The 20,217-nt window shown below is 72.1% G+C and carries 21 protein-coding genes; 6 read left to right on the top strand and 15 right to left on the bottom strand.

The annotated features are described in order from the left end of the window. The first annotated feature begins 69 nt into the window (after positions 1–69). Positions 70–609, top strand: coding sequence for a DUF4232 domain-containing protein (locus tag IE217_RS25670; protein ID WP_190180326.1), 540 nt, complete (start codon positions 70–72; stop codon positions 607–609). On the opposite strand, the gene IE217_RS25665 is transcribed toward IE217_RS25670, so the two are convergent. Beyond that, positions 596–1,039, bottom strand: coding sequence for an ATP-binding protein (locus tag IE217_RS25665; RefSeq protein ID WP_229865614.1), 444 nt, complete (start codon positions 1,037–1,039; stop codon positions 596–598). The genes IE217_RS25670 and IE217_RS25665 overlap by 14 nt on opposite strands. A 436-nt stretch (positions 1,040–1,475) precedes the next feature. Here IE217_RS25665 and IE217_RS25660 point away from each other — a divergent pair, with 436 nt between their 5' ends. Beyond that, entirely contained in the window at positions 1,476–2,309 is an 834-nt protein-coding gene (locus tag IE217_RS25660) for a helix-turn-helix domain-containing protein (RefSeq protein ID WP_190180325.1), read from the top strand. Then, a complete protein-coding gene (locus tag IE217_RS25655; protein ID WP_190180324.1) occupies positions 2,306–2,500 on the top strand; it encodes a DUF397 domain-containing protein in 195 nt (64 codons plus the stop codon). The genes IE217_RS25660 and IE217_RS25655 overlap by 4 nt, the downstream gene beginning before the upstream one ends. A gap of 73 nt (positions 2,501–2,573) precedes the next feature. Here the strand turns inward: IE217_RS25655 and IE217_RS25650 are convergent, their stop codons facing one another. From IE217_RS25650 to IE217_RS25630, 5 genes are all read right to left on the bottom strand, one after another. After that, entirely contained in the window at positions 2,574–4,280 is a 1,707-nt protein-coding gene (locus tag IE217_RS25650; RefSeq protein ID WP_190180323.1) for a bifunctional uroporphyrinogen-III C-methyltransferase/uroporphyrinogen-III synthase, read from the bottom strand. After that, positions 4,277–5,272: a hydroxymethylbilane synthase gene (gene hemC / locus IE217_RS25645; protein WP_190180322.1), complete on the bottom strand. Its 996-nt coding sequence runs from the start codon at positions 5,270–5,272 to the stop codon at positions 4,277–4,279. Before hemC ends, IE217_RS25650 begins: the two co-directional genes overlap by 4 nt. After that, complete coding sequence (locus IE217_RS25640) at positions 5,269–7,062, bottom strand: glutamyl-tRNA reductase (protein WP_190180321.1); 1,794 nt, start codon at positions 7,060–7,062, stop codon at positions 5,269–5,271. Before IE217_RS25640 ends, hemC begins: the two co-directional genes overlap by 4 nt. Further along, positions 7,059–7,835, bottom strand: a complete 777-nt coding sequence (locus IE217_RS25635; protein WP_190180320.1) for a redox-sensing transcriptional repressor Rex — start codon at positions 7,833–7,835, stop codon at positions 7,059–7,061. The genes IE217_RS25640 and IE217_RS25635 overlap by 4 nt, the downstream gene beginning before the upstream one ends. A gap of 358 nt (positions 7,836–8,193) precedes the next feature. Further along, positions 8,194–8,478, bottom strand: a complete 285-nt coding sequence (locus tag IE217_RS25630; protein WP_190180319.1) for a glutaredoxin family protein — start codon at positions 8,476–8,478, stop codon at positions 8,194–8,196. 129 nt (positions 8,479–8,607) lie between these two features. Between IE217_RS25630 and IE217_RS25625 the strand changes: the two genes are divergently transcribed. From IE217_RS25625 to IE217_RS25615, 3 genes are all read left to right on the top strand, one after another. After that, complete coding sequence (locus IE217_RS25625; RefSeq protein ID WP_190180318.1) at positions 8,608–9,540, top strand: HAD family hydrolase; 933 nt, start codon at positions 8,608–8,610, stop codon at positions 9,538–9,540. Positions 9,541–9,886: 346 nt separating this feature from the next. Further along, positions 9,887–10,711, top strand: a complete 825-nt coding sequence (locus tag IE217_RS25620; RefSeq protein WP_190180317.1) for an ECF subfamily RNA polymerase sigma factor, BldN family — start codon at positions 9,887–9,889, stop codon at positions 10,709–10,711. 254 nt (positions 10,712–10,965) lie between these two features. Continuing rightward, positions 10,966–12,255 (top strand): DUF5667 domain-containing protein, encoded by a 1,290-nt coding sequence (locus tag IE217_RS25615; RefSeq protein WP_190180316.1) that lies wholly within the window; start codon positions 10,966–10,968, stop codon positions 12,253–12,255. Positions 12,256–12,349: 94 nt separating this feature from the next. Here IE217_RS25615 and IE217_RS25610 read toward each other — a convergent pair whose 3' ends face one another. From IE217_RS25610 to IE217_RS25570, 9 genes are all read right to left on the bottom strand, one after another. Further along, on the bottom strand, positions 12,350–13,438 hold the full coding sequence (locus tag IE217_RS25610; protein ID WP_190180315.1) for a lysophospholipid acyltransferase family protein: 1,089 nt from the start codon (positions 13,436–13,438) through the stop codon (positions 12,350–12,352). Between the two features lie 14 nt (positions 13,439–13,452). Continuing rightward, a complete protein-coding gene (locus IE217_RS25605; protein WP_190180314.1) occupies positions 13,453–14,514 on the bottom strand; it encodes an NAD-dependent epimerase/dehydratase family protein in 1,062 nt (353 codons plus the stop codon). Between the two features lie 222 nt (positions 14,515–14,736). After that, complete coding sequence (locus IE217_RS25600; RefSeq protein WP_003948845.1) at positions 14,737–14,835, bottom strand: 30S ribosomal protein bS22; 99 nt, start codon at positions 14,833–14,835, stop codon at positions 14,737–14,739. A gap of 112 nt (positions 14,836–14,947) precedes the next feature. Continuing rightward, the gene (locus IE217_RS25595) at positions 14,948–15,160 is read right to left on the bottom strand and encodes a helix-turn-helix domain-containing protein (protein WP_004984898.1); all 213 of its coding nucleotides are present in this window, start codon (positions 15,158–15,160) and stop codon (positions 14,948–14,950) included. Positions 15,161–15,289: 129 nt separating this feature from the next. Beyond that, on the bottom strand, positions 15,290–16,105 hold the full coding sequence (locus tag IE217_RS25590; RefSeq protein WP_190180313.1) for a phosphatase: 816 nt from the start codon (positions 16,103–16,105) through the stop codon (positions 15,290–15,292). A gap of 129 nt (positions 16,106–16,234) precedes the next feature. Further along, positions 16,235–17,407, bottom strand: a complete 1,173-nt coding sequence (locus IE217_RS25585) for an acetoin utilization protein AcuC (RefSeq protein WP_190180312.1) — start codon at positions 17,405–17,407, stop codon at positions 16,235–16,237. Beyond that, entirely contained in the window at positions 17,358–18,590 is a 1,233-nt protein-coding gene (locus IE217_RS25580; protein ID WP_190180311.1) for an MFS transporter, read from the bottom strand. The genes IE217_RS25585 and IE217_RS25580 overlap by 50 nt, the downstream gene beginning before the upstream one ends. Before the next feature lie 66 nt (positions 18,591–18,656). Then, a complete protein-coding gene (locus IE217_RS25575; protein ID WP_190180310.1) occupies positions 18,657–19,337 on the bottom strand; it encodes a VC0807 family protein in 681 nt (226 codons plus the stop codon). Between the two features lie 105 nt (positions 19,338–19,442). Then, complete coding sequence (locus IE217_RS25570) at positions 19,443–20,087, bottom strand: HAD family hydrolase (RefSeq protein WP_190180309.1); 645 nt, start codon at positions 20,085–20,087, stop codon at positions 19,443–19,445. Positions 20,088–20,217: the final 130 nt, after the last annotated feature.

Raw genomic sequence — 20,217 nt, 5'->3', positions numbered from 1 at the left:
GCCAGGTGAGCAGTCGGGGGCAAGGCGGGCCGTTGGCCGGACCGCGCACTCCGGATTTCGGGAGGAACGATGCGAGCGAAGACACGCCTCGCCCACAGCATGGCCGCGCTCGGGGTCGTCGTGGCCGTGACGGCCTGCGGCAACGTGAACTCGCAGGACGACACCGCCGCCCCCGTGGCGGCCGGTTGCCGTACCGGCGGCCTCAAGTGGAGCCTGGTCCTGCAGTCCGACAAGAGCGGCAGCCGGCGTGACGCTCACCTGACCGCGTCCAACCGCGGTGCGGAACCCTGCGTTTTCGCCGGTTACCCCGGCCTCCTCATCCACAACGGCAAGGCCAACAGCATCGACGGAGTAGGCCAGGGCCAGCCCGAGGCCATCACCCTGCGCAAGGGGGAGAAGCTGACGGTGGGCCTCCAGTACACCCCCAGCGGTACGGAGGGCGCCGGCTCCTACTGCGTCCGTGAGCCCGACGCCCTCGTCTCCGCACCGCACGCCTCCGAGGCCGACCGCACGGACGTCCCCATCACGGACGCCCACGGCCACCCCACTCAGATCGACGCCTGCGGCGACCACATCTCCATGTCACCCCCTCACCTCACCCGGAACTGACGAGCCGCACTTCCGCCCAGACGGTCTTCGCCGGTGCGGGGCCGTTCCGGATCCCCCAGTGGGACGCCAGTTCCTCCACTAGCAGCAGTCCGTAGCCGGACTCCGCGGGTGAGTCGGTGGACGGCCGCGGGGTGACCGGCAGCCGGTCGCCCCTTGTGTCCGTCACCTCGATGCGGAGGACGGTGGGCCTGGGCACACACAGGGTGAGACGGAAGCCGCGGCCGGGGACACGGCCGTGGAGTGCCGCGTTGGCCGCGAGTTCGGCGACGATCAGGCGGGCGGGGTCCAACGGCAGTCCCCATGCCCGCAGTCGCTCCACCGCGAGCAGCCGGGCCAGGCGGGCTCCGCGGCGGGTGGCCGACAACGGCACGGAGAACTGGTGCAGTAGGGCGCGCGCTTCGGCGGTCCCCTGGTTCACGTCTACGTTCACGTCACCCAGCGTGTTCACGCACGCATCCGCTGTGAAGGAGTCAGACCCGGGCAACCGGCCGCTGTCCGGGTCGGCACGGGCAGTGCCCGTCAGGGCGATGGCAGCGGCAGGCCGGGCAGCCGCGGGTGGCGCAGGCACGGCCCGTTCCCGTGGACGCTCAGGGGGTGAAGCTCTCCGGCCCGGGCCGCCCGGCCGCGTCGTACACGTCCAGGACGCGCTCGGCGCGCTCCCACAGCCGCAGCGGCCCTCCCTCCCGTACCCGCCAACCGCCTCGTCACACAGTGTGCTCAGCCGTGTCTGTGCTGTGAAGCGACACAGGTCGTACAGCCGGCGTCTGTCCGCCAACTGCCCGGTTCTGTCCGGGTCGGCCGCAGTGACCGGACGCGGGCCACCGGAGTTGGGCCGGGGAAGGGCGCGTGGCGGGAGGGCGGCAGGCATGAGCGGGTGGGAAGCGGGACGGGACGACGAAGAGGCCGGGGCCGTGATGCGGACGGTCGTACGGCAGCTCAAGCTGTGGCGCGAGGCCGCCGGCCTCACTCAGGCCGAGTTCGGCGCGGCCATCGGGTACGGCGAGGAACTCGTCTCCTCGGTGGAGCGGGGGCGGCGGATTCCCCGACCGGAGTACCTGGACGCGGCCGACGAGGTGCTGGGCGCGGGCGGCAAGATCGCCGCGCTCAAGGAGGACGTGACCGAGGTCCGGTACCCGAAAAAGGTACGGGACTTGAAGAAGTTGGAAGCGGAGGCTTTCGAGCTGGGGGCCTACAACAACTCCGTCGTGCACGGGTTGCTGCAGACCGAGGCGTACGCGCGCGCCGTGTTCAGCGCCCGGCGCCCACCCTTCACCGCCGACGAGTTGGAGCAGCGGCTGACGGCCCGCGTCGCCCGTCAGGGGATCATCAACGGCACGGCGGCACATCCTGTGTTCAGCTTCGTCCAGTGCGAGTCGACGCTACGGCGCCCCATCGGGGGCAAGATGGTCATGCGCGGTCAGCTCCAGCGGCTGCTGGAGATCGCGGAGTTCCGCAACGTCGACCTTCAGGTGCTGCCGCTCGGACGCGAGGACAATCCGGGGCTCGCCGGTTCGTTCAGGCTTCTCAGGCTGAGGGACGGCACCACGGCCGGACACGTGGAGGTGCAGCACATCAGTCGCGTGATCACCGATCCGAAAGAGGTGCAGCTCCTCGACATGCGCTATGGGATCATCCGGGCACAGGCTCTCAGCACGCGAGAGTCAACGGCCCTCATCGAGAAGGTGCTTGGAGAGACATGACCCCCGAGAACGCTCCTGAGCCGGTGTGGATAAAGAGCAGCTACAGCACGGACGAAGGCCCCGACTGCGTCGAGGTGGCCGCCATCCCCCACCGCGTCCTCGTCCGCGACTCCAAGAACCCCGCCGGGCCGCGCCTCGCCCTCGGTCCGGCTGCCTGGGTGGGCTTCCTGCCGTACGTCTGCGGGCGTTGAGGACGACGGACGGCGGGGTGTCCCCGGCCATCGCCGTGGGACACCCCGCCGTCCGTTCGTGAGCTCACCGGGCTCAGGTCGTCGAGCGGCGCCTCCGCGCCCCGGGACGGCGTTCGCTCGGGCGGGTGACCGGGTCGCCCGCCTCCAGCGCGGCGGTGCGGCGGCGCAGGCCGAATTCGGCCAGGGCCTCGGCCAGTCGGTGGACCGAGGGCTCGGGGGCCATGACGTCGACCCGCAGCCCGTGCTCCTCCGCCGTCTTGGCCGTGGCCGGGCCGATGCAGGCGATCACCGTCACGTTGTGCGGCTTGCCGGCGATGCCGACGAGGTTGCGTACCGTCGAGGACGACGTGAACAGCACCGCGTCGAAGCCGCCGCCCTTGATCGCCTCACGGGTCTCCGCCGGGGGCGGCGAGGCCCGCACCGTGCGGTAGGCGGTGACGTCGTCGACCTCCCAGCCCAGCTCGATCAGGCCCGCCACCAGCGTCTCGGTGGCGATGTCGGCGCGCGGCAGGAAGACGCGGTCGATCGGGTCGAAGACCGGGTCGTAGGGCGGCCAGTCCTCCAGCAGGCCCGCCGCCGACTGCTCACCGCTCGGCACCAGGTCCGGCTTCACGCCGAAGGCGATCAGGGCCTTCGCCGTCTGCTCGCCCACCGCCGCGACCTTGATCCCGGCGAAGGCGCGGGCGTCGAGACCGTACTCCTCGAACTTCTCGCGGACCGCCTTCACCGCGTTGACCGAGGTGAACGCGATCCACTCGTAGCGGCCGGTCACCAGGCCCTTGACCGCGCGCTCCATCTGCTGGGGCGTGCGCGGCGGCTCGACCGCGATGGTCGGGACCTCGTGTGGGACGGCGCCGTAGGAGCGGAGCTGGTCGGAGAGCGAGGCCGCCTGTTCCTTGGTGCGCGGCACGAGCACCCGCCAGCCGAACAGCGGCTTGGACTCGAACCACGACAGCTGGTCGCGCCGGGCCGCGGCGCCGCGCTCGCCGACCACGGCTATCACGGGCCGGCCGCCGTCCGGGGACGGCAGGACCTTGGCCTGCTTCAGGGTCTGCGCGATGGTGCCGAGGGTGGCGGTCCAGGTGCGCTGGCGGGTGGTCGTACCGGCGACCGTGACCGTCAGCGGGGTGTCGGGCTTGCGGCCCGCCGAGACCAGTTCGCCGGCCGCAGCCGCGACCGAGTCGAGCGTGGTGGACACCACCACCGTGCCGTCGGAGGCGCCGACCTCGGTCCAGCAGCGGTCCGAGGCGGTACGGGCGTCCACGAAGCGGACGTCCGCGCCCTCGGCGTCGCGCAGCGGCACACCGGCGTACGCGGGCACGCCGACCGCGGCCGCGATGCCGGGCACGACCTCGAAGGGAACGCCGGCCGCCGCGCAGGCGAGCATTTCCTCCGCCGCGTACGTATCAAGTCCCGGGTCCCCGGACACCGCACGGACGACCCGCCTGCCGCCGCGCGCGGCCTCCATGACAAGATGTGAGGCATCCCGCACCGCGGGGGTTCCAGCGGTCGCCGACGTGCCGTCGACGACCGTGAGCTGGGGTGTGCCCGTGCCCGGCAGCGGGTCCGACGAGGGATCCGGGTCCGTGTGCACGACGGCCACGCCCTGCCTGGCGTGCGTGCGTACGACCTCGAGCACGTCGTGCTCGGCGACGAGGACGTCCGCGTTCGCCAGCGCCTCCACGGCGCGCAGTGTGAGTAGTCCCGGATCTCCGGGTCCGGCACCGAGGAAGGTGACGTGCCCGTGTTCGAGGCCGGCGGAAAGGGTGGTGGGGCTCAATGTGCTCGCTCCCCCATCAGACCGGCCGCGCCCTGGGCGAGCATCTCGGTGGCGAGTTCGCGACCGAGCGCCATCGCCTGCTCGTGCGTGTGGGGCACGGGACCGGTGGTGGACAGCTGCACCAGCGCGGAGCCGTCGGTGGTGCCGACGACGCCCCGCAGGCGCATTTCCTTGACAATCTGCCCGTCGGCCTGGGGGTCCCCCCGCTCGAGCGGGTTCGAGAGTGGGGGAAGGTCGGCGAGCGCCCCCACGGGTGCGCTGCAGCCGGCCTCCAGGGCGGCGAGCAGTGACCGCTCGGCGGTCACGGCGGCCCGCGTGAACGGGTCGTCGAGCTCGGCGAGCGCGGCGACGAGGTCCGCGTTGCCCGCGGCGCACTCGATCGCCAGTGCCCCCTGGCCGGGAGCGGGCAGAACGGTGTCGACCGACAGGAAGTCGGTCACCTCGTCGGCGCGGCCGATGCGGTTCAGGCCGGCCGCGGCCAGCACCACCGCGTCCAGCTCGCCCTTGTGCACGAAGCCGATCCTGGTGTCGACGTTGCCCCGGATGGGGACCGTCTCGATGTCCAGGCCGTGCGTGCGGGCGTACGCGTTCAGCTGGGCCATGCGGCGCGGGGAGCCGGTGCCTATGCGGGCGCCGCGCGGCAGGTCGGTGAACTTCAGCGCGTCCCGGGCGACGATCACGTCGCGCGGATCCTCCCGCTCGGGCACGGCGGCCAGGACGAGTTCGTCGGGTTGCGTGGTGGGCAGGTCCTTGAGCGAATGAACCGCGAAGTCGACCTCCCCGCGCGCCAGCGCCTCGCGCAGCGCCGCGACGAAGACGCCGGTGCCGCCGATCTGCGCCAGGTGCTCGCGGGACACGTCGCCGTAGGTGGTGATCTCGACCAGCTCGACGGGCCGTCCGGTCACCTGGCTCACGGCGTCCGCCACCTGCCCGGACTGGGCCATGGCGAGCTTGCTGCGCCTGGTCCCGAGCCTCAATGCCTTCTCAGTCATGCCGGCCCTCGGTTCCTGCCGTTCTTCTCGGGGGTGTTGCTGTCGTCCGCCTGGGAGACGGACGCGACCGTGTCGGGGTCGAGGTCGAACAGGGTGCGCAGCGCGTCGGCGTACCCGGCGCCGCCGGGCTCGGCCGCGAGCTGCTTGACCCGTACGGTCGGCGCGTGCAGGAGCTTGTCCACGACGCGCCGCACGGTCTGGGTGATCTCCGCCCGGTGCTTGTCGTCCATGCCGGGCAGCCGCCCCTCGAGGCGGGCGATCTCGCCGGCCACGACGTCGGCCGCCATGGCGCGCAGGGCGACCACGGTGGGCGTGATGTGCGCGGCGCGCTGGGCCGCCCCGAAGGCCGCGACCTCGTCCGAAACGATACGGCGGACCTGGTCGACGTCGGCCGCCATCGGCGCGTCGGCGGAGGCCTCGGCCAGGGACTCGATGTCCACCAGGCGCACGCCGGCCAGCCGGTGCACGGCCGCGTCGACGTCACGGGGCATGGCGAGGTCCAGCAGGGACAGGGCCGGCTCGGGGCGCGGGGCGACGACGACCGGCTCGGGCCTGCGCCGCTCCGGGATGCGGCCGACGGTGGCGGCGGTCGCGGCGAGCGCGGTGATCAGTTCGGCGTCGGCCTCGGCGCTGCGGCGGGCGGCCTCACGGCGGTCGACGGTGCCGTTGTCCACCCACGTGCCGTGCTGTTCCAGCGTGGCGGCGTCGATGCCGGCCACGGCGGACTCGCCCAGCAGCGAGAAGCCGGGCTCGGCGGCGGCCACCGTGGCCAGGTCGACCGGGCAGCCCTCCTCGGCGCCGACCGTGGCGGGCGGCAGCGGGGTCTCGCGCGGGTCGTCGGCCACGGCCGTACGCCCGTGGGCCCCGGCGGCACCCGTAGCCGCCGCTCCACGCGCCGCGTCCACGCCGGCCGCGTCCTTACGGCCCTGGGCCGTGACCGCGGTTCCGGTACGGCCCTCGACCGCCGTCGCGACGGTCCCGGCCGTCAGGACGAGCCCCGTCGCACCGGTGCAGGAGACGGCGACGTCCGCACGTGCGAGCTCGGCCGGCACCGCGTCCATCGGTACCGCGCGGGCCAGCACGTCCGTGTCGTCGCCGGTGGCGAGGATCCGGGCCAGGCGCTCGGCGCGCTCCGGGGTCCGGTTGGCGATCACGATCTCGGCGACGCCGGCACGGGCGAGCGTGGCGGCGGCCAGCGAGGACATCGAGCCCGCGCCGATGACCAGGGCCTTCTTGCCGCGCGCCCAGGCGGCGACGTCGGCGCCCCGGGAGAGCTGCTCCAGGCCGAAGGTGACCAGGGACTGCCCGGCGCGGTCGATGCCGGTCTCGGAGTGGGCGCGCTTGCCGACCCTGAGCGCCTGCTGGAACAGGTCGTTGAGCAGGCGTCCGGCCGTGTGCAGGTCCTGGGCGCGGGCCAGGCAGTCCTTCATCTGGCCGAGGATCTGGCCCTCGCCGACGACCATCGAGTCCAGGCCGCAGGCCACCGAGAACAGGTGGTGGACCGCCCGGTCCTCATAGTGCACGTACAGGTAGGGCGTGAGCTCCTCCAGGCCGACCCCGCTGTGCCGGGCGAGCAGCGTGGACAGCTCGGCGACACCGGCGTGGAACTTGTCCACGTCGGCGTACAGCTCGATGCGGTTGCAGGTGGCCAGGACGGCGGCCTCGGTGGCCGGCTCGGCGGCGACGGTGTCCTGAAGCAACTTGGTCTGCGCGTCCGCGTGCAGCGAGGCGCGCTCCAGCAGGCTGACGGGGGCACTGCGGTGGCTCAGTCCGACGACGAGGAGACTCATGCCGGCATCACGGCGGGTACGTCCCCGTCGGGCCCCTGGTCGGCGGCCGCCTTGCGGGCGGCGGCAGCGGCTGCGGCGGCGCCGGGCAGGGCGCCGTCGGCGGCGGCCTCCTCGCCGGCCTTGCGCTGCTCGTGGAAGGCGAGGATCTGAAGCTCGATGGAGAGGTCGACCTTGCGCACGTCGACGCCGTCCGGGACGTTCAGCACGGTCGGCGCGAAGTTGAGGATGGAGGTCACCCCCGCGGCCACGAGGCGGTCGCAGACCTGCTGGGCGGCGCCCGCGGGGGTCGCGATCACGCCGATGGAGACGCCGTTGTCCTGGATGATCTTCTCCAGGTCGTCGGTGTGCTGGACCGGGATGCCCGCGACGGGCTTTCCGGCCATCGCCGGGTCGGCGTCGATGAGCGCGGCGACGCGGAAGCCGCGGGAGGCAAACCCGCCGTAGTTGGCGAGGGCGGCGCCGAGGTTGCCGATGCCGACGATGACAACCGGCCAGTCCTGGGTGAGCCCGAGTTCACGGGAGATCTGGTACACGAGATACTCGACGTCGTACCCCACACCCCGGGTCCCGTAGGAGCCGAGGTAGGAGAAGTCCTTGCGCAGCTTGGCGGAATTGACCCCCGCCGCGGCCGCGAGCTCCTCGGAGGAGACCGTGGGCACCGAGCGCTCCGACAGCGAGGTCAGGGCTCGTAGGTACAGCGGAAGCCGGGCGACGGTGGCCTCGGGAATCCCTCGGCTACGGGTCGCCGGTCGGTGAGTTCGGCCAGTTGCCACGGTGCTCCTGCGGGTAGAGCGGGGCTGTGGGCGGTCATACGTCCCCGGACCGCCCCGTCGAAAGCAGGCTATGTCTTTGTGAACGCGTGCACAAAGATGGTGTCCGATTTGCCCGGCCAACGTGACCGGGGTCACGCGTCCCGCGCGGGGGTGCGCGGAACCGGCGCACCCGCTCTCGCGTTCCTTCTTTGTTGGGGGCAAAACCGCCCACGCTCCTCTGCGATCCCCGCCCCCGAGACCAAGTCGCCGTCGATCCTAAGCGAATTTCCGCCAGTTTGTACTCGCCGGTCAGTCGCGGACCGGGGTCCGGATCCGGCCGGACCGGCGTGGCGCGTCCGGCCCGTCGGCCGCCGCGGCCTCAACCGGTCAGTTCCCTGCGCAGCCGCTCCTCGTTCACCCGCCAGAAGGTGTGCTGTTCACCGTCGACGAGTACGACCGGGATCTGCTCCCAGTAGCGGTCGTGCAGCTCCCGGTCCTCGGTGATGTCCTTCTTCTCCCAGGGCACGCCGAGATCGGCGCACACCTTCTCCACCACCGCCTGCGCGTCGTCGCACAGATGGCAGCCGGGTTTGCGGACGAGGGTGACGAACCGCTCGTGGGGCGCGGGGGCCTTGCGGCGGAAGAGGGGACTCATGCCCGCCATTCTCGCGCCGTCGCGCCCCCGTGTGACCCCGCCCGCCCGCGGCCGCTTTAACGACACGGTCGCGCAGAGTTCACGGCATGCGAACCTCTCGCCTCCGGAACCACCGAACAAACTGGCTATGCTCACGCCATGGCCGCTCTCGGATGGCTCACTCCCCGTAGGCGCTCCGCCACGGCGCGGAGCGTGTTGGCAGGCGAGGCCTCGGCAGAGGCAGCGCGCAAGTCCTCGCAGGCCGAGGAGGCGCAAGCCGCACCCCCCGCCGAGCGGGAGGCGGAGTTCCCGGTGCACGGCGACGTCCAGGCCGCCGCCTTCTTCGACCTGGACAACACCGTGATGCAGGGCGCCGCCCTCTTCCACTTCGGCCGGGGACTGTACAAACGCAAGTTCTTCGACACCCGCGACCTCGCCCGGTTCGCCTGGCAGCAGGCCTGGTTCCGGCTGGCCGGGGTCGAGGACCCCGAGCACATGCAGGAGGCGCGCGACTCCGCGCTCTCCATCGTCCAGGGCCACCGCGTCGCCGAACTCCAGTCGATCGGCGAGGAGATCTACGACGAGTACATGGCCGAGCGGATCTGGCCGGGCACCCGGGCGCTCGCCCAGGCCCACCTCGACGCCGGCCAGAAGGTGTGGCTCGTCACCGCGGCGCCCGTGGAGATCGCCCAGGTCATCGCCCGCCGCCTGGGCCTGACCGGCGCGCTCGGCACGGTCGCGGAGTCCGTCGACGGCATCTACACCGGCCGGCTGGTCGGCGAGCCCCTGCACGGCCCGGCGAAGGCGGAGGCGGTGCGCGCGCTCGCGGCGGCCGAGGGCCTGGACCTGTCCCGGTGCGCCGCCTACAGCGACTCCCACAACGACATCCCGATGCTGTCGCTGGTCGGCCACCCCTACGCGATCAACCCCGACGCCAAACTGCGCCGCCACGCCCGCGAGATGGACTGGCGCCTGCGCGACTACCGCACCGGCCGCAAGGCGGCCAAGGTCGGCATCCCGGCGGCGGCCGGGGTCGGGGCGGTCGCGGGCGGCACCGCTGCGGCGATCGCACTGCACCGGCGGCGCCGGTAGCACCGCCGGACGCGGGCGGGACGCGCGGCGCACCCGGAATCCGGGGCTGACGCCCGAACGTACTCACGCACCGCGTTGGCCTTTCCTCTTGGCGGTACACCGCCACAACACGCCCCCGATCCACACCGACACCGAACCGAACCGATCAACAATCGGTCACTCTGCGGCACTTGATGGGGCGTCAATCGGTTACGGAAGCGACGTAATCGATGATTTGAGCAACTGGGTGTAGCAGCGCCTGCACGAAGCGTTATTCTCCTCAGACGCAAACCGGTACCCCTCCGTCGCTACGACGGGTGAACGGTCCCGCACTGCACGTGATGGAAGCTCTGCCTCTGGGAGTCCCGTGTACCCACACGTCGGGGTTGACGCCTCGGGCCTGGCTACGCTCCGCGCCACGGTCCTGGACCTGCTGCGCGGGCTCGTCCCCACCGCGTCCGCCGGCCCTGCATTCGCCACCGCCGCGCCCGTAGGCCCGTACTACGCGCTGGCCGACGGCATGGAACAGGGGCCGGCCCGCAGTGCCGTCGTCGAGGGCCGGCGCACGGGCGACGGGCGCGCGACCGGCAGGCGCGCGCGCCAGGCCGCCGCGACCACCGTCCGCCGCCCGGCCGCGGACAGCGACAGCGCCCGGATGATGGAGCTCGTCGAGCGCGCCCAGGCCGGCGAGGCCGACGCCTTCGGCCGCCTCTACGACCAGTACAGCGACACCGTGTACCGGTACATCTACTACCGCGTGGGCGGCAAGGCGACCGCCGAGGACCTCACCAGCGAGACCTTTCTGCGCGCCCTGCGCCGCATCGGCACCTTCACCTGGCAGGGCCGCGACTTCGGCGCCTGGCTGGTGACCATCGCGCGCAACCTGGTCGCCGACCACTTCAAGTCCAGCCGCTTCCGCCTGGAGGTCACCACCGGCGAGATGCTCGACGCCAACGAGGTCGAGCGCTCCCCGGAGGACTCCGTCCTGGAGCACCTGTCGAACGCCGCGCTGTTGGACGCCGTACGGCGGCTCAACCCCCAGCAGCAGGAGTGCGTGACGCTCCGCTTCCTCCAGGGCCTGTCCGTGGCCGAGACCGCCCGGGTGATGGGCAAGAACGAGGGAGCGATCAAGACCCTCCAGTACCGGGCCGTGCGCACCCTCGCCCGGCTCCTGCCGGAGGACGCCCGCTGAACCGGCCGGGCGCGGCCGTACGACGGCCACCCAGGGCGACACCCAACTCACGTTGCGTGGCGGTGCGTTGACTTCTTCATCCGATGCCCGTCCGTCCGTAACCCAAGTGCCGAGCCGCTCGTTGTGCGGGATACAGGCTCCCTGTGGTCACGCCCTGGCCAATCCTGATCACTCGATCGTGTGGACCGGCGCGGGACGTGCAACTCTCAGGATCCCTGGGGAGTCGACCGTCATGACGAGAGGAGGTGCCGCCAGTGATCGCGAACGTATCGGCGCACCGGCGGGCGAACGCCTTCGCCCAGGCCCTGGAGGAGCAGTCCGACCGGGGCACGGCGGCCGAGCAGTCCGAAGGGCCGGCACCGGCCGCGGCCGCCGCGGAAGAGACCGAGCGGGGCCGTCTGCTGGCCCTCGCGACCGGTCTCGGCGCGCTGCCCCGGCCGGAGCTGGACCCGGAGACCAAGGTCGTCCAGCGGGCCCAGCTGGTGGCCGCGATGGAGGCCATGCTGCAAGAGGGCTCGGGCGAGGCCACGGACCCTTCGGTGCCCGTTCAGAAGAGGGGGAGCGAAGCGGCCCTGGAAGGGCGATGGCGGGAGACGGGCGGGCGATCACATCGCGGCAAGGGGGCCCATCGGGCCGCAGGTCTGGGGAAACTGCGGCCGCGTACACGGCTGACCAAGGGCCTTGCCGCGGGCGGGCTCAGCGTCGGCGTGGCCGCGAGCGCCTTCGGCGGCGTGGCCGCCGCCAGCTCCGACGCCCTCCCCGGTGACACGCTGTACGGCCTCAAGCGCGGCATCGAGGACTTCCGGCTGAACTACCTGACCGACGGCGCCGACGAGCAGGGCCAGGCCTATCTCGACCTGGCCTCGACCCGGCTCAACGAGGCCCGCCGGCTGATGGACCGCGGCCGCGGCGGCCACCTCGACCACGAGTCGCTCGGCGAGATCCGCCGCACCCTGTCCGGCATGCAGCACGACGCGTCGGAGGGCCACCGCCTGCTCCACGAGGCCTACGAGCGCGACCCCGGCTCCCTGGGACCCATCCAGGCCCTCTCCTCGTTCTCGCGGGCCCACCGCCAGGCCTGGGGCACCCTGCGCGAGAAGCTGCCCGCCCAGCTCGGGGACGTCAGCAACCAGGTCTCGTCGGTGTTCGACGCCATAGACCAGGAGGTCGCCCCGCTCCAGTCGCTGCTCCCCCAGCCCACGGCACCGGGCGGCGGCGCGGGCAAACGGCACGGCACGGGTCCGTCGTCGTCCGCCGGCTCCACCGCCTCCGGCGAGTCGGCGCGGCCCAGCGCGGGCGGCGGCTCCGCCTCCGGCGGCGCTCACACGTCCTCCGGCAGCCCCAGCAAGTCGGCGGGCTCGGGCAGCGAGGGCGAGGGGCTGATCGGCGGCACCACCGGCGGCCTGCTCGACCCGCCCAACCCCAGCGCCAGCGCCTCGCCGTCCGCGACCAAGCCGCCCGCGGGCAACCCGGACGTCACCATCCCGCCCCTCCTGCCGGGCCTGCTGCCGGGCCTCGGCATCAGCGGGGAGGACGCGAAGTAGGCGTACGCCGGACCTACGACGACGGGGTCGTCGCCCCCGCCCTGAGCGGGAGCGACGACCCCGTCGTCGTGCGGATCGCCGGGAATCCGGTCGTTCAGAAGAAGACCGACCTGCGCTGCACCAACAGCTTGTAGAGCGTGTGCTGGATCTGCTCGCGGACCTGGTCGGTCAGGTTGAACATCAGCATGGGGTCCTCGGCCGCCTCCGGGGGATAGCCGTCCGTGGGGATCGGCTCGCCGAACTGGATGGTCCACTTCGTCGGCAGCGGGATCGCGCCCAGCGGGCCCAGCCACGGGAAGGTGGGCGTCAGCGGGAAGTACGGGAAGCCGAGCAGTCGCGCCAGCGTCTTGGCGTTGCCGATCATCGGGTAGATCTCCTCGGCCCCGACGATCGAGCAGGGGATGATCGGCGCCCCCTGCCGCAGCGCCGTGGAGACGAAGCCGCCCCGGCCGAAGCGCTGGAGCTTGTAGCGCTCGCTGAAAGGTTTCCCGATGCCCTTGAAGCCCTCCGGCATCACCCCGACCAGCTCCCCCTGCTCCAGCAGCCGTTCGGCGTCCTCGGCGCAGGCCAGGGTGTGCCCGAGCTTGCGGGCGAGCTCGTTGACCACCGGCAGTACGAACACCAGGTCCGCGGCGAGCAGCCGCAGGTGCCGCCCGGCCGGATGGTTGTCGTGCACCGCGACCTGCATCATCAGGCCGTCCAGCGGCAGCGTGCCCGAGTGGTTGGCGACGATCAGCGCACCGCCCTTGGCGGGGATGTTCTCGACGCCCTTCACCTCGACCCGGAAGTACTTCTCGTACACCGGCCGCAGCAGCGACATCAGGACCTGGTCGGTGAGCTCGGCGTCGTAACCGAAGTCGTCGACCTCGTAGTTGCCGGTGAGCCGGCGGCGCAGGAAGGACAGGCCGCTCGCGATGCGCCGCTCCAGGCCGCCGTCACCCTCGTGCGTCCCACGGGCCTCGCGCGGCTCCCCTGCCAAGGACGGCCGCTCCTCGGAGCTCTCACCGGTCACAGTGACATCATCCTGCGCGTTCGCCCTGCTGGGCAGGGGCTGGACCTCGCGGACCACCGCGGGCTCGCCGCCGGAGCGCCGGCTGCCCGCGCTCCGGCGCCGCGCCGGCCGCTGCGCACCGCCGCCGCGGGACCGGTCGTCGTCGAACGGAATGACCTTGGCGTCCGCCATCGTTGCTGCGCTCCTCAGTTGGCGCTCTGCGTCGGGGGGTTGCCGCCGGCCCACCGGGCCAGCGCCGCGATCCGGTCGACGGCCCCCGCAAGGGCCTCCGGCGGCAGCAGGCCGGGGCCGCGGCTGCGGACGAAGTCCGCGAACGTCTGTGCGGTCGTGTACTTGGGGACGAAGCCCAGCGTCTCGCGCATCTGGTCCGTGGCCACGACCCGGCCGTGGGTCAGCAGCCGGATCTGCTCGGGTGAAAAGTCCGTCATGCCCAGGGTACGCACCAGCGAGCCCGCCCAGGTGACCGCCGGGAGCAGCAAGGGGACCGTGGGCCGCCCGAGCCGCCGCGAGCACTGCGACAGCAGCAGCGCGCCCTCCCCGGCGATGTTGAAGGTGCCGCTGTTGAGCGTGCCGCGCCGCGCCTCGTGGGCGGCGATCCGCAGCACCTCGATCACGTCGTCCTCGTGGACGAACTGGAGCCGGGGGTCGTAGCCGAACACGGTCGGCAGGACGGGCAGTGAGAAGTACGCGGCCAGCGGGGTGTCCGCCGAGGGGCCGAGGATGTTGGCGAAGCGCAGCACGCACACGGCCACGTCGGGCCGGCGCCGCGCGAAGCCGCGCACATAGCCCTCGACCTCGACGGTGTCCTTGGCGAAGCCGCCGCTGGGCAGGGACTTGGCCGGGGTGGTCTCGGTGAACACCGCCGGGTCGCGGGGCGCGGAGCCGTAGACGTTGGTGCTGGACTTCACCACCAGCCGTTTGACGCTCGGCGACTTCTGGCAGGCGCCGAGCAGCTGCATGGTGCCGATGACGTTGGTCTCCTTGACCGTGGCCCGGCTGCCGCTGCCCAGCGGGGTGCCCGTGACGTCCATGTGGACGACCGTGTCGGCGGAGGTCTCGGCGAGCACGCGGGCGATGCCGGCCTGCCGGATGTCCGCCTGGACGAAGTCGGCGCCGCCGAGATGGTGCTCGGGCGGCACCGCGTCCACGGCGACGACCCGGTCGACCTGAGGGTCACGCTGGATGCGCCGTACGAACCGGCCCGCTAGCTGGCGGGCCACTCCGGTCACGAGCACGACCTGTCCCAAGATCAGCGCCTTCCTTCCCGCACCTGGGTGTCCCACACCCGGCCTACCACCGCGTTCCCCCGTGCGGCCAACCTATCGGTTCGTTGTTGCGCTGTGATGACCGCTCGCTGCGGGACGTGACGAAATCCGTCACCGAACATGCGCGTGGCCCCCCACCCTGTGCGGTGGGGGGCCACGGCCACGCTTTCGCGTTGTCGCGCTACCTCGCGGCGACCGGCGTCACTACTTCTTGTTGCGACGCTGGACGCGGGTGCGCTTGAGCAGCTTGCGGTGCTTCTTCTTGGCCATCCGCTTGCGCCGCTTCTTGATAACAGAGCCCACGACTACCCTCGCTCACTTCTCATCACTCGGTGTTTGGGCGCCATGGGCCCACACGACCTACGAGGGGCTAGCCTACCCGCCCGAGTGCTGAGGTCGTAAATCGAGGTCGCCGTCAGGCGGTTTCCACCCCCACGTAGCTCTCGCGGAGGTATTCGTGAACCGCTTGCTCCGGGACACGGAACGACCGCCCGACCCGGATCGCGGGCAGATGACCGCTGTGCACCAGCCGGTACACGGTCATCTTCGACACTCGCATCACCGAGGCGACCTCCGCCACGGTAAGGAACTGAACCTCGTTCAGAGGCCTCTCGCCAGCTGCAGCCATGACACACCTGCACCTTCCGCACTCGACGGCCACCGGCTTCCCCTTCCGGTGACTCTTCGTCGCTGCGTGCTCACTCCCCAGACTAGGGGCGGGTGATGCGAGTGGGGAAGAGGTGCACCCATCGGCGGCCTACCGTGACAGACACGCTCGATTGAGTACGTAGCGGATGAGCGGGCGGTAGTAGGCGGCCCGTACGGCGTCATCAAGTGGAACGACGACCGACACGCGCCCCTCCGCCTCGCCGACGAAGGGTGCGGGGTCGTCCGTGTCGGCCAGCCCGATGGCCTCGAACCCCAGCTGACCTGCTCCGCAGACCCAGCCGTGATCCCCGATCACCAGCTGCGGCAGCGGTCCTCCGGCGTCGGCGGCCGCGTCCAGCGCCACCCGAACCGGGAGGGGTGAATGCGTGTGTGCGCCGGGCTCACAACCGGGGCGTTCGGGGCCGGCGGGCCGCACCAGCGCGACTCCCCGTACGTAGGCGAGGTTGTGCGTGCGTAGACCGAACCGGGTCAATATGTCGACACAGCGACCCTGCGCCGGGGCGAGGACGGCACATCCCGCCGCCGACAGCGCGTCCGCGAGCGCGGCGTAGAAACCGAGCAGCCGGTGCGGGTGACCGGTGCCGAACAGTACCGGCTCGCCCCGCCGGGCCGCCGCTCCCAGCCGCTCCGCGAACGCCCCCAGCGCGGCCACCGTCAGGTCCGGGTCGATCACGTCCCGGCCGGACGTATGCCCAGGATCGGCCGAAACGCCACACTTCCTGGCCATCAACTCGATCAGGTCCCGCTGCCCCCAGGGCCCTTCGGGATCAATACCGATCAGCGCCCGGGGGTCCCGCGCCGCGAACAGCCGGTAGCTGCGCAGGCTCACCTCCCGCGTGGTCGCCACGGGACCGGCCAGCCCGGCGGCCAGAAGATGGGCGCGCAGAGCGCCTGTGCTCACCACGCAAGCGATGGTGGCCGACGCCGGCCCACGGGGTCCCCGGAACCGGGGAAGACCGCACGGTCGGCGTAACGTCGGGGCCCGCGGAGGGCCCGCGGAGGGTGCGCGGCGGACGCGGGTACGGCGCCGGGCCTACGGCAGCAGGCCGCGCAGCGGGAACACCGCCCGCCGGGTCGCCCGGATCGCCTGGTCCAGCCGGTCGGCCGGGTCGTACCCCGCCTCCCAGTCCGCCCAGGACACCGGCCACCGGCCGTCCGTCATCCGCATCGGCCCCAACTGCCTTGTCCGCGCGTACACTTCCTGCCGCCAGCTCTCCGGGATCACCGTCTCCGGCTCCACCGGCCGCCCCGCCGCGATCCCCACCAGGTGCGTCCACGACCGCGGTACGACCTCCACCACCGCGTATCCCCCGCCGCCCAGCGCGACCCACCGTCCGTCGGCGTGCTCGTGCGCCAGGTCGTGACAGGCCACCTGCACCGCCCGCTGCGCGTCCAGCGACACCGCGAGGTGCGCCAGCGGGTCCTCGAAGTGCGTGTCGGCGCCGTGCTGGGTGACCAGCACCTGCGGCCGGAAGTCCGCGATCAGCTCCGGCACCACCGCGTGGAACGCCCGCAGCCACCCCGAGTCGCCGGTGCCCGCCGGGAGCGCCACGTTCACCGCCGAGCCCTCCGCCGACTCCGCGCCGGTCTCCTGCGGCCAGCCCGTCTGCGGGAACAGCGTCCGCGGGTGCTCGTGCAGCGAGATCGTCAGGACCCGCGGGTCCTCCCAGAACGCCGCCTGCACACCGTCCCCGTGGTGCACGTCCACGTCCACGTACGCGACCCGCTCCGCGCCCAGCTCCAGCAGCCGCGCGATCGCCAGCGCCGCGTCGTTGTAGACGCAGAAGCCGGACGCGCAGCCCGGCATCGCGTGGTGCAGCCCGCCCGCGAAGTTCACCGCGTGCAGCGCCTCCCCGCGCCACACCGCCTCCGCCGCGCCCACCGACTGGCCCGCGATCAGCGCGGAGACCTCGTGCATCCCGGCGAAGGCCGGATCGTCCAGCGTCCCCAGCCCGTACGACCCGTCGGCCGCGCCCGGGTCGGCGGAGGCCGCCTTCACGGCCTCGATGTAGTCCTCACGGTGGACCAGCCGCAGTGTGGAATCCCCGGCCGGCTTGGCCGTCACCAGGTGCGCCTGACGGTCCAGCCCGAGGGCCGCGATCAGTTTCCGGGTCAGGGCGAGGCGGACGGGATCCATCGGATGGTCCCGCCCGAAGTCATAGCCCGTTACTGCCTCGTCCCACATCAGCTGTGCGCGGCCGCTCATGCCCGCCACCGTATCGGTCCGCGCCCCGCGCGAACGACCTGGCGTACACCAGTGTCACCAGCACCAACGCCATGGGCACCAGCATCGCCCCGCGGTAGCTCCACGCGTCGCCGAGCGCGCCCACGAGGGGCGAACCGACCAGGAAACCCACGTAGTTGAAGATGTTGAGCCGGGCGATCGCCGCGTCCGACGCCCCGGGGAACAGCCGCCCTGCGGCCGCGAAGGTCTGCGGCACCAGCACGCACAGCCCCAGCCCCAGCAGGGTGAACCCGAGCATGCCCACCCAGGCCCCCGGAGCCCCGGCCACCACCGCGAACCCGAGCGCCGCGACCAGCGCCCCGAGCCGCACCACCGCCACGGCCCCGAACCGCCGCACCCCGAAGTCCCCGATGGCCCGGCCGAGCAGGGTCGTGACCATGTAGACGTTGTACGGCACCGTCGCCAGCTGCTCGGAGCTGCCCAGCGTGTCCTGGAGGTACTTGGCACTCCAGTTGGAGACGGTCGAGTCCCCGATGTAGGCGAACGTCATCACCAGGCAGAGCGGGAGCAGCATCCGGAAGACGAGGGTGCCGCCGGCGGTGTCCCCGTCCGCGGTGCCTTCCCTGGCGTCGGGTACGGTGCCGCGCTCGTCGTCGACGTACCACCGGCTGCCGACCAGGGCCGCCGGCAGCAGCACCGCCACCACCGGCAGGTACGACACCCACAGCGCCAGGTGCCAGTGCGCCCCCACCCAGGCCAGCGAGGCGCCCACGATCCCGCCCAGGCTGTAGGCGGCGTGGAAACTCAGCATGATGCTGCGGCCGTACGTCCGCTGGAGGCTCACCCCGAGCATGTTCATCGAGGCGTCCAGCGCACCGACCGCCAGCCCGAACACGCCGAGCGCGACGGCCAGTTCGGCCACCTGCCCGCTGGCGCCCACGCCGAGCAGGGCGAGCAGGACCACCGGCTGGGACCAGCGCAGCAGCCGGCTGGGCCGGACCCGCTTCACCAGGTGCTCGGTGGTCACACTGCCGACCCCGGCGAGGATCGGCACGGCGGCCAGGAAGGCCGGCAGCAGCGCGTCCGAGACGCCGACGCGGTCCTGGATGGCCGGGATGCGCGTCACGAGGAGCGCGAAGGTGGCGCCCTGCGCGAAGAAGCTGAACGCCAGCGAGGCCCTGCCGCGCCGCAGCACATCTGTCATGGCGGCGAGCGTAGGGCCCCTGGCTACCTGTGGGTAGATCCGGCCAAAGATGAATTCGGCTCAACTTCAGACCTGGACCGGCACCGGGGTGCCCGCGGTGCTCCTGGAGCCCTTCGCCTCGGCGATGACCATGTGGGCCATGGGCCCGGCGGCGAGCGCCCCGCTGAGGAGGAACCCGAGCGCCATCGCGACCGCCAGGATCACCGTCCCGAGCCACACCATGGTGTCCACGGGCAGCGTGTAGGCGCCCACGACCCGCACCAGGCACTCGGCGAGCAGCACCACGCCCCACACCAGCGAGAAGACCTTCTCGGCCCGCCGGAAACGTGCCGAGCCGGACGCCAGCCGCCCCCAGGCCTCCTCGCGCCCCGCGTCGCCCTTGACCACCCAGGGCTTCATGGCCGCGGTCATCATCGGCCTGCCCAGCGCCACGGACACCAGGATGCCGATGCCGATCGCGCTGCTGACCCCGCTGTCCTTGGCGAGCATCAGCCGCGGGTCGCCGGAGACCAGGCTGAGCAGCAGCCCGACCACGTTGACGAACAGGATGAGCGCCGCGAGCCCGTTCACCGTGCGCTCCTTGACCGCGCCCCACGCGGTCCGCAGGGCCGGCACCACGCTGCTCCAGCCGAGGGCCGCCAGCGTGCTCATCCCGAAACCGTTCTTGAGCAGGTAGTACCCGCCGACCGGCACCGCGACGTCCACCAGGAGGGGGGCGAGGTTCGCGCGCTTCGTGTTCGTCGTCATGCGTTCAGCTTCGCGGAACGGGGTGCCCCGGCAGTAGGAACGATCGTCCGGAGGTCCGCATGACAAATGTCAGCGCGGCGCCCGTGGCGCCGGTCATGCCGGCGCTCATACCAGCAGGTCGGCCAACTCTCCCATGTCGGAGAACAGTTGGGTGGCACCGGCGAGGCGTTCGGCCGGCGTCATGGCCGTGAACCCGTACACGTCCATCCCGGCCGCCACGGCGGCCCGCACCCCGAGCGGGGAGTCCTCCACGACGACACAGCGCTCGGGCCGCACCCCCATCCGCTCGGCCGCGTACAGGAAGAGGTCCGGCGCCGGCTTGCCGCGCCCGACGTCCTGCGAGCTGAAGACCCGCCCGTCGTCGAACCAGCGGTCGAGCCCGGTGGTCCGGTGCCCCACCCGGATCCGCTCATGGCTCCCCGAGGAGGCGACACAGTACGGCGTCCCGTCCGCCGCCAGCTTCTCCAGTACGTCCGTGACGCCGGCCACGGGCTTAAGGTCCCGCTCGAACGCCGCGAAGACGCGGGCGTGGAAGACGTCGTCGAAGTCGTCGGGCAGCCGCTTGCCGGTGCGCTCGAGGACCAGGTCGTGCACCCGGTGCATCGCCGACCCCATGTAGTCGCGGATGGAGTCCTCGTAGGAGGTGGGGTGCCCCAGCTCCGTCAGATGGGCGGCCAGGAGCCGGTTGGAAATCGGCTCGCTGTCGACGAGGACACCGTCGTTGTCGAAGATGACGAGGTCGTAGCGCATGCGTATGAGCTTAGACGGAGGCAGAACGCAGAAAACCCCGCACCGTGAGGTGCGGGGTTTTCTTCAATGTTTGTTCGGCGGTGTCCTACTCTCCCACAGGGTCCCCCCTGCAGTACCATCGGCGCTGTAA

Origin of the sequence: Streptomyces naganishii JCM 4654 (assembly GCF_014650575.1) — a bacterium.
In the GTDB taxonomy this organism is placed as follows: Bacteria; Actinomycetota; Actinomycetes; order Streptomycetales; family Streptomycetaceae; genus Streptomyces; species Streptomyces naganishii.
The sequence above is the reverse complement of the archived record's forward strand: the minus strand, read 5'-3'. Positions and strand labels throughout refer to the sequence as shown.

Excerpts from the sequence above, each read along its gene's own strand:
- IE217_RS25670 (WP_190180326.1), top strand. The coding sequence starts at position 70 with ATGCGAGCGAAGACACGCCTCGCCCACAGCATGGCCGCGCTCGGGGTC.
- IE217_RS25660 (WP_190180325.1), top strand. The coding sequence starts at position 1,476 with ATGAGCGGGTGGGAAGCGGGACGGGACGACGAAGAGGCCGGGGCCGTG.
- IE217_RS25655 (WP_190180324.1), top strand. The coding sequence starts at position 2,306 with ATGACCCCCGAGAACGCTCCTGAGCCGGTGTGGATAAAGAGCAGCTAC.
- hemC (WP_190180322.1), bottom strand. The coding sequence starts at position 5,272 with ATGACTGAGAAGGCATTGAGGCTCGGGACCAGGCGCAGCAAGCTCGCC.
- IE217_RS25640 (WP_190180321.1), bottom strand. The coding sequence starts at position 7,062 with ATGAGTCTCCTCGTCGTCGGACTGAGCCACCGCAGTGCCCCCGTCAGC.
- IE217_RS25630 (WP_190180319.1), bottom strand. The coding sequence starts at position 8,478 with ATGGCGGGCATGAGTCCCCTCTTCCGCCGCAAGGCCCCCGCGCCCCAC.
- IE217_RS25625 (WP_190180318.1), top strand. The coding sequence starts at position 8,608 with ATGGCCGCTCTCGGATGGCTCACTCCCCGTAGGCGCTCCGCCACGGCG.
- IE217_RS25610 (WP_190180315.1), bottom strand. The coding sequence starts at position 13,438 with ATGGCGGACGCCAAGGTCATTCCGTTCGACGACGACCGGTCCCGCGGC.
- IE217_RS25595 (WP_004984898.1), bottom strand. The coding sequence starts at position 15,160 with ATGGCTGCAGCTGGCGAGAGGCCTCTGAACGAGGTTCAGTTCCTTACC.
- IE217_RS25585 (WP_190180312.1), bottom strand. The coding sequence starts at position 17,407 with ATGAGCGGCCGCGCACAGCTGATGTGGGACGAGGCAGTAACGGGCTAT.
- IE217_RS25580 (WP_190180311.1), bottom strand. The coding sequence starts at position 18,590 with ATGACAGATGTGCTGCGGCGCGGCAGGGCCTCGCTGGCGTTCAGCTTC.
- IE217_RS25575 (WP_190180310.1), bottom strand. The coding sequence starts at position 19,337 with ATGACGACGAACACGAAGCGCGCGAACCTCGCCCCCCTCCTGGTGGAC.
- IE217_RS25570 (WP_190180309.1), bottom strand. The coding sequence starts at position 20,087 with ATGCGCTACGACCTCGTCATCTTCGACAACGACGGTGTCCTCGTCGAC.